The sequence below is a fragment of the Pedobacter kyungheensis genome (assembly GCF_000812965.1).
Lineage (GTDB): Bacteria > Bacteroidota > Bacteroidia > Sphingobacteriales > Sphingobacteriaceae > Pedobacter > Pedobacter kyungheensis.
The window spans coordinates 23,396-30,495 of the sequence record NZ_JSYN01000045.1; the positions used below are offsets into that span (position 1 = coordinate 23,396).

Annotated in this window: 7 protein-coding genes and 1 riboswitch; all 7 genes read right to left on the bottom strand. The window is 45.3% G+C overall.

Annotation, left to right across the window (positions count from 1 at the left end):
• Positions 1 to 359 precede the first annotated feature (359 nt).
• From moeB to thiS, 7 genes are read right to left on the bottom strand one after another with little or no spacing between them, the layout of a single operon-like run.
• Positions 360 to 1,391: a HesA/MoeB/ThiF family protein gene (gene moeB / locus OC25_RS25530; protein ID WP_039482916.1), complete on the bottom strand. Its 1,032-nt coding sequence runs from the start codon at positions 1,389 to 1,391 to the stop codon at positions 360 to 362.
• On the bottom strand, positions 1,385 to 2,506 hold the full coding sequence (thiH, locus tag OC25_RS25535) for a 2-iminoacetate synthase ThiH (RefSeq protein ID WP_039482918.1): 1,122 nt from the start codon (positions 2,504 to 2,506) through the stop codon (positions 1,385 to 1,387). The genes moeB and thiH overlap by 7 nt, the downstream gene beginning before the upstream one ends.
• Complete coding sequence (locus tag OC25_RS25540; protein ID WP_039482922.1) at positions 2,496 to 3,266, bottom strand: thiazole synthase; 771 nt, start codon at positions 3,264 to 3,266, stop codon at positions 2,496 to 2,498. Before OC25_RS25540 ends, thiH begins: the two co-directional genes overlap by 11 nt.
• 4 nt (positions 3,267 to 3,270) lie before the next feature.
• Positions 3,271 to 3,906, bottom strand: a complete 636-nt coding sequence (locus OC25_RS25545) for a thiamine phosphate synthase (RefSeq protein WP_039482953.1) — start codon at positions 3,904 to 3,906, stop codon at positions 3,271 to 3,273.
• Positions 3,907 to 3,917: 11 nt separating this feature from the next.
• Entirely contained in the window at positions 3,918 to 4,508 is a 591-nt protein-coding gene (locus tag OC25_RS25550; protein ID WP_082018719.1) for a thiamine phosphate synthase, read from the bottom strand.
• 3 nt (positions 4,509 to 4,511) lie between these two features.
• Entirely contained in the window at positions 4,512 to 6,395 is a 1,884-nt protein-coding gene (gene thiC, locus OC25_RS25555) for a phosphomethylpyrimidine synthase ThiC (protein WP_039482927.1), read from the bottom strand.
• A 12-nt stretch (positions 6,396 to 6,407) separates the two neighbouring features.
• Positions 6,408 to 6,611 (bottom strand): sulfur carrier protein ThiS, encoded by a 204-nt coding sequence (thiS, locus tag OC25_RS25560; RefSeq protein ID WP_039482931.1) that lies wholly within the window; start codon positions 6,609 to 6,611, stop codon positions 6,408 to 6,410.
• Between the two features lie 62 nt (positions 6,612 to 6,673).
• Positions 6,674 to 6,761: riboswitch (TPP riboswitch) on the bottom strand.
• Between the last annotated feature and the right edge of the window lie 339 nt (positions 6,762 to 7,100).

The following is a 7,100-nucleotide window of genomic DNA, read 5'->3' on the forward strand; positions in this document are numbered from 1 at the left end:
TTCCACCCGGCTGGTCGGACGGGTGTTTCAGGGTCTCTTAATAACTAGCGCGAGCAAAAGAGAGGTACACAATAGCGAAAGCATTAAGATTAGCTTCGCTGAGCACTTCGTGGTTCCCGCCTGCGCGGGAATGACGGATTTTCTTTGACGTCACCCTGAACTTCCGCCCGGCTGGTCGGACGGGTGTTTCAGGGTCTATTCTTAACTAGCGTACATTATTCAGAGATGCTGAAACAAGTCCGATAGCTGTCAGATTTATTTCAGGATTACGAATAGATTAACGTAAACATAAAGAGATGCTGAAACAAGTTCAGCATGACGGCATGGAAATTATCGGATCAGCATGACGATTTTGATTTTTAGATCCCGCCCTTTAAACTGTATATCTCATCCCCAAAATGTGGCTGCAATAATTTAACCGCCATTTTACTTTTTTGCCCGGTTTGGCAATAGCAAACTACTTGTTTACCTACGGGAATACGGTCTAACGTGCTGGTTAAATCGTATAAGGAAATATTTGTGCCGCCTATGTTGTGCTCTTCATGCTCGTAAGCTTCGCGTACATCAATCAAGAAAATTTCTGCTGGCTTTGTCTCCATCCAGTTTGCCAGGGTTGTACGGTCTATTTCTTTAACAGCTGCTTCGGTTTTTGGTGGCGTTAGGCTGGCTACTGTTAGGTCTGGTTGGATGCTGAAAACGTATTGGGTGTTGTTGAGTAGATCAACACTCATCAGTTTACCTGCGAGCGTTTCCCCCATTCCGCAAATGAGCTTAATGGTTTCGTTAGCCATATATAAACCAATGAGTCCGGGCAGGGTACCAATTACACCTCCATCGGCACAGCTGATATCTTCGGTGGGTGGTTCGGGGTATAGATCCCTGTAATTTACACCGCCATTATGGTTAAAAACAGCAATCTGGCCTTCAAACCTTAATATAGAACCGAACACCAGGGTTTTGCCCAGTGCAACACAGGTATCGTTAACGAGGTAACGGGTGTCGAAGTTATCCGAACAATCGATCACCAAATTATACTTACTACAAATCGTAGCTGCACAAGCAGTATCAAACCTTTGCACATAAGTGTTCAGGTTAACATGTGGGTTTAGAAGGCTCAGTTTTTCGCTGGCCACAGTTGCTTTTGGCCAGCCAATGTCGCGGGCATTAAACAAGATTTGCCGGTGCAGGTTGCTCAAATCTACCAGGTCATCATCTACAATGCCTATTTCGCCAATTCCTGCGGCAGCCAGGTATTGCAGTACCGGACAACCCAATCCACCTGCACCGATTACCAGTACTTTAGCTGTCTTCAGTTTCTGCTGTCCTGCTGCCCCCATTTCAGGCAAGAGCATTTGCCTGTTGTAGCGTTGCTGTTCTGCTTTTACTAACATGTTTTGTGGATCAAGCTCATATCCCAGTCTTTCCAAATGGGTTCGTAACCCTGTTTTCTGATCATGGCGGCAATTTCCTGCGGTGAACGTTCATCCGAGATTTCAAATTGTTCTAAAGATTGTGGCTCTACCTGGTAGCCACCCGGATTGGTTTTTGAACCGGCACTAATGGCGGTGATGCCCAGTTTAATGACCTGGTTTCTGAAGGCCATGGTTTCGCGGGTAGAAATGGAAAGTTCTACTTCGCTGTTAAATAAACGGTAAGCACAAATCAGCTGTACCAGCTCCCTGTCGTTCATGGCCACTTTGGGCTCCAGGCCTCCGCTAAACGGACGTAAACGTGGAAAAGAAATGCTGAACTTGCTCTGCCAGTATTGTTTTTCGAGGTACGACAGATGCAAGGCTGTAAAAAATGAGTCGGTACGCCAATCTTCCAGACCAATTAAAACGCCAAGCCCCATTTTGTGGATTCCGGCCTGTCCTAAACGGTCGGGGGTTTCCAGCCGGTAGAGGAAGTTCGATTTTTTACCCTTAGGGTGATGTTTACGGTAATCGTCCTGGTGGTAGGTTTCCTGATAAACCAATACTGTATTTAAGCCGTGAGGAATCAGGGTTTCATAGTCTGCCACATCCAGCGGCTGCACTTCCATAGAAATATGCGAGAAATGCGGACTAATGAGATCGAGTACTTTTTTAAAATAATCGGTATGCACCGTTTGGTTGGCTTCGCCTGTAACCAACAGCACGTGATCGTAACCCATGCCTTTAATTACGGCTACTTCCTGCATAATCTCCATCGGGTTAAGCGTTCTGCGCCTTACCTTATTGTCGTAACTGAAGCCACAATAAGTACAGATGTTGTTGCACTCATTTGATAGATACAGCGGAATGTACATCTGTATGGTGCGGCCAAAGCGGTCTAGCGTTAAGCGTTGACTGATCTGCGCCATATCTTCAAGGTATGGCAAAGCAGCAGGCGAAATCAGTGCCTTAAAGTCTTCAAGACTTCTTTGCTGTGCGCCAAGGGCATTTTCAACATCGGCAGCAGTTTTATCGTAAATACTGGCTTTGGTATCGTCCCAATTGTAAGATTCGAATATTGAATTAAAACTCATCGTCTAAAAATGCGGTTAGTGGACTACTGGCAGCAGCGTAATTTTGCTGCGTGCCCAGTTTAGCTTCAAAGGCCATTCTTCCGGCTTCAACAGCCAGTTTAAAGGCCTGAGCCATTTCTGTAGGGTTTTTAGAAATGGCAATGGCGGTATTCACCAGTACGGCATCAGCACCAATTTCCATGGCTTTCGCTGCATCAGAAGGGGCGCCTATTCCGGCATCAACAACTACCGGTACGCGGCTTTGGCTGATAATAATCTCTAAGAAATCGATGGTTTTTAAACCTTTGTTGCTCCCGATTGGCGATCCGAGCGGCATTACTGCTGCGGTGCCTACATCTTCCAAACGTTTACATAAAACCGGATCGGCATGAATATAAGGCAGTACCACAAAGCCCATTTTAACCAGCTCTTCTGTGGCTTTCAGCGTTTCGATAGGATCGGGCATTAAATATTTGGGATCAGGATGGATTTCGAGTTTAATCCAGTTGGTTTCTAAAGCCTCGCGTGCCAGTTGGGCAGCAAAAACCGCTTCTTTGGCATTACGTACGCCCGAGGTATTGGGCAGCAGGTTAATGTGCGGGTATTTGAGGTGATGCAAAATGTCATCATCTTTGCTTTTTAAGTCTACACGTTTAAGGGCTACGGTAACCAGTTCGGAAGCCGAAGCAATTAAGGCGCTTTCCATTTCTTTTGCCGAACTGAATTTTCCGGTTCCGGTAAAAAGGCGCGAGCTAAAGGTTTGATCTGCTATTTTTAACATAGTTTTAAAGGGTGTTCAGGGCCAGTTTGCTGTTCATATCGGCTAATATGGCGGGTGTTTGGGTTTGATTGGTAAGCACGGCTGATACGGCAATGCCATATACGCCCGTTTCGAGAATAGCCGCAATATCATCGGCTTCGATGCCACCAATGGCAATAATCGGCGTAGTAATACCTGCTTTTTTTACTTTCTCCATCAGTTTCTGATAACCTTCCAGACCTACTATTGGGCTCAGGTTTTCTTTGGTGCGGGTAAACCTGAATGGACCAAGGCCAATGTAATCGACCCCTTCGGTTACACGCTGCAGGATATGTTCGAAAGTGTTGGCGGTACCACCAATAATCTGACCGGGGTTGATAATTTGCCGGGCCTGTGGTATGGGCATATCCTGCAGCCCTAAATGAACGCCGAAAGCGCCGGCCGCTTTGGCCAGGTGCGGATAATCGTTAACAATTAATTTCGCATCATAACGTTTGCATAATGCTTGTGCAGCAAGTGCAAAAGGCAATATTTCGGCTTCGGGTAGGTTTTTAATGCGGAGCTGAATCCACTTTCCGCCTGCCTGTAGCACCTCTTCAATGGCATCTAAATGGGTACCGGTTTTAGGTGCCTGAGAAATATATTGTAAAGGGTGAATCATAGGTAGATGATTTAATTTTGCTGACATTTTGCCTGTATTTTTTTAAAGTTGATGATGGCCTGCGCTGGTTCGTTCCAGATGCTGCCTAAAAGTGCAATCCCGTCAAAATTCATGGCTTTTACCTGATCTATATTGTTCAGGTCGATACCGCCTAGTGCAATTAATCTGGTGGTTTTTGATTGGGTTACACTAAATCCGGTGTCGGTAATTCCCCTATATCCGGGTTTAGAAAGGCTGTTGAAAACAGGACCAAAAAAACTGTAATGGTATGACTTAATTTGATCAATTTCCGCCAGCTGGTGTATCGAGGTGCTATAGGTGTAAGGTTGTGAAAAATCGCCCACTGTACTGCTTTTTCTAAAACTTTCAGTATGATGCAATCTTTTAATGTTGTAATCATTGGCCAGTGCATGAAAATGATGTAAGGCCATGCGATTGTGGTACTCAGGTAGAATACCATCCAAAAATTTCCGGTGTGTGGCCTCATCTGCTGTTGGTTTGCGCAAATGAAATACAGGTAAACCAGCATCGAAAAGCTGGTTTACCAATAAGGTTTCGTCTTTCAAAATTGTTGGATGCGCAATTACAAACAGTTCCATCATGTTTTATGAATAGATTTCGCTTCCTTTTTGGGTAAATTCTTTCGACTTCTCCTGCATGCCTTTCGCCAGTGCATCTTCGGTTTCGAGCCCTTGTTGTGCAGCATATTCGCGCACATCCTGGGTAATTTTCATCGAGCAGAAGTTGGGTCCGCACATCGAGCAGAAGTGGGCAATCTTAGCGCCTTCTGCAGGTAGGGTTTCATCATGAAACTCTTTTGCCGTATCCGGATCGAGTGAAAGATTAAACTGATCTTCCCATCTGAATTCGAACCGGGCTTTACTTAAAGCATTATCGCGGTATTGTGCACCCGGATGGCCTTTTGCCAGATCTGCAGCATGGGCGGCAATTTTGTAGGTAATTACACCATCCTTTACATCTTTTTTATTCGGTAAGCCCAAATGTTCTTTAGGGGTTACATAACACAGCATAGCGGTTCCAAACCAGCCAATCATAGCCGCGCCAATGGCCGAAGTAATGTGGTCGTAGCCCGGAGCAATATCAGTAGTTAAGGGGCCTAATGTATAAAAAGGAGCTTCAGCGCAATGCTCCAGCTGTTTTTCCATGTTGGCTTTAATTAGGTGCATGGGCACATGGCCCGGTCCTTCAATAATGGTTTGCACATCATGTTTCCAGGCAATTTTGGTGAGTTCGCCCAAAGTTTCGAGCTCTGAAAACTGTGCTTCATCATTGGCATCGGCAATGCAACCTGGTCTTAAGCCATCTCCTAAAGAGAAAGCCACATCATACGCTTTCATAATTTCGCAGATTTCTTCGAAATGGGTATAGAGGAAGTTTTCCTTGTGGTGCGCCAAACACCATTTGGCCATAATTGATCCGCCCCGAGAAACAATACCGGTAATTCTTTTTGCCGTTAATGGAACGTAGCGAAGTAATACACCTGCGTGGATGGTAAAATAATCTACACCCTGCTCGGCCTGTTCAATCAGCGTATCGCGGAAGATTTCCCAGGTTAGGTCTTCGGCTTTACCGTTTACTTTTTCCAGTGCCTGATAAATAGGAACAGTACCAATAGGCACTGGCGAATTGCGGATAATCCATTCGCGGGTTTCGTGGATGTTTTTTCCGGTCGATAGATCCATAATCGTATCGGCACCCCAACGACAAGCCCAGACAGCTTTTTCTACCTCTTCTTCAATGGTTGAAGTAACTGCTGAGTTACCAATATTGGCATTGATTTTTACCAGGAAGTTACGGCCAATAATCATCGGCTCTAGTTCTGGGTGATTGATGTTGCAGGGAATTACCGCGCGACCTGCAGCCACTTCAGCCCTTACAAATTCGGGGGTAATGTAGCTTTTCGGGGTATTGGCGCCAAAGCTGTTACCCGCATGCTGGTGGTTCATTACTGCTTGCTGCTTGCCCAGCTGTTCGTTTATTAAATCAATCTGCTGGTTTTCGCGGATGGCAATGTATTCCATTTCAGCAGTAATTATGCCTTTTTTGGCATAATGCATCTGGGATACATTGGCGCCTTCCTGTGCCTTATAAGGTTTATTAATGTGGTTAAACCTTAATACATCGAGCTTACTGTCGGCCAGTCGCTGCTGCCCGTATGCTGATGACAACTGATCGAGTTGGGTTACATCTGCACGGTCTTTTATCCATTGTTCGCGCAGGCGCGGAAGGCCTTTTCTTACATCAATAACCGCATTGGGATCGGTGTAAGGGCCACTGGTATCGTACACGGTCACCGATGGGTTAGGTTCGGTTAAACCAAATCCGTTATGGATTTTGGTATCGGTTAAACGGATTTCTCGCATGGCCACCTGTATATTGTGGATTTTCCCTGGCACAAATATCTTGGTTGATGCAGGAAATGGGCTGCGGCTGATGACTCCGGCGTTTGGGGTTTTTTCTTGTTTCATGGTTGATGGGGTTTATCCGCCTTGGGTGGCTTTAATGAGTATAATCTGATCGCCTGGCTGTAAAGTATGTACAGGCCAGCTCGATTTCGGTACGATGGTTTGGTTGACGGCGACGGCCAGGCCATTGGTGGTTTGAACAGCCAGATCGTTCAACATGTGCTCGATGGAACAGGCTTCTTCAAGAAAATGATTTTGGTTGTTTATAGTTACTTCCATGTTTAAAAAAATTGGAAAAACTATAGAGATTGCCCCTAACAGGGTACGAAAAGACGGCAACAAACGTTGCGCTCACTTTTCCCTTCGGCAGTACTAACTGCATCAGGTTCAAAGGGTATTTCTCAGCACTAGGCACCCCTAAAGTTTTTTGTAAATATAGGGCATAAATTTACTAATGCAAATAAAAAATAAATTGGGGCTTTCAGCGAGGAGGCTGATCCTGGGCTTCCTGTGATTGATACATGCATTCGAATATCTGGCCCAAAAAAGGCTGTATAGATAAAATCTATTTTTATTTATTTTAGTATAGATAGCGAGGAGTCGTCATTGCGAGAAGGCTTTTTCAGCCGACGAAGCCTGCCTGCAGCAGACAGGCAATCTTATAGCGTTATGTCTTGCATCGCCGTACCCCCAAATGAATAAAATCCATCCGCAATAACTTCATTGCAACATTTAGCGGTATCTTCGTAGGCAATTTAAATCAAAGCG